Here is a 1,266-nt window from a genome sequence, read left to right as displayed (position 1 = left end):
TGACCTGACCCACCATTTGGGTTCCAGGCTCGGTGGCTAACCGGCAGCCGGGATGGTGTCGTTCTCGGAGCGTACTTCGTACTCGATGGGGGTGCGGTAGCCCAGCGCCGAGTGTCGTCGCTGGCGGTTGTAGAAGATCTCGATGAACTCGAAGATCGCATTGGCCAGTTCGACCCTGGTCTTCCACCGCTTGCGGTTGAGCAGCTCGATCTGCATCGAGGACCAGAATGATTCCATCATCGCGTTGTCCAGGCCGTCTCCGACGGTGCCGAACGACGGCAGGAGGCCGGCGGAGCGAATCCGCTCCCCGAAGACCCAGGAGGTGAACTGGGTGCCATGATCGGCATGAACGATCCCGCCCGGCTCGGGGCGGCGGTTGCGGATGGCCATGTCCAGCGCGTTGACCACGAGGGTGGAGTCCTGCCGTGAGTCGATGGACCAGCCCACGATCCTGCGGCTGAACGCGTCCAGGACCGCCGCGCAGTAGACCCACCCTTCTCTGGTGCGGTGCTGCGTGATGTCGGTGACCCATAGCTCGTTGGGCCGCAACCGATGGAACTTGCGGTTGACCAGGTCCTCGGCGGTGACGATGCCGCGCAGTCGCTTGATGCGCACCGGTCCGGGCAGGCCATGGATCCCGGCCTGCGTCATCAGCACCGACACGGTCCTGGAGCAGACCCGGATGCCCATGCCCAGGGTGAGCTCGGCATGGACACGGCGGTAGCCGTAGGTGCCGCGGGAAGCGACGTGAACTTCCCGGATCAGCCCGGTCAGCCAGTCCCGGCGCAGCTGCCGCGGGGTGGTCGGTGTGTGCTTGTGCTTGTAGTAGTTCTGCCGGGCGACGCCAAGGATCCGGCAGCACCTGTCCACCGGTGCCCCGGCATCGACGAGTCGGTCGATCACCGGGTAGAGCCTTTTGGGCGGGGCTTGTCCTCGCCGAGGAACTTCGCTGCCTGCCGGATGATCGCCAGCTCGGATTCCAGCTCACGGATCCGCCGACGAGCGGCCCTCAACTCGGCAGACTCGCTCGAGGGCGTGCCCGGTCGCCGCCCGTTGTCGATGTCGTCCTGCCGCAACCACTTCGACAACGTGACGGGATGGATGCCGAGCTCGAGCGCAGTCTGCTTGGCCTGCTTGCCGGCACGAACCAGCGCGATGGCGCGCGCCCGGAACTCCGGAGGATAGGGACGAGGCATGACTGCCAGCCTTCCGTGAAGGGCTGTCAGTTAGCCACCAGAACTGGAACCTCAGAGGTGGGTCAGGTCA

Annotated in this window: 1 pseudogene; it reads right to left on the bottom strand. The window is 65.6% G+C overall.

The features are described from left to right. Nucleotides 1–36: 36 nt before the first annotated feature. Nucleotides 37–1,196 (bottom strand): annotated as a pseudogene (locus tag ADK54_RS14295) (IS3 family transposase). Between the last annotated feature and the right edge of the window lie 70 nt (nucleotides 1,197–1,266).

The organism is Streptomyces sp. WM6378, assembly GCF_001279695.1.
Lineage (GTDB): Bacteria > Actinomycetota > Actinomycetes > Streptomycetales > Streptomycetaceae > Streptomyces.
Note: the sequence above shows the minus strand (reverse complement) of the source record. Positions and strands in the feature narration are given on the sequence as shown.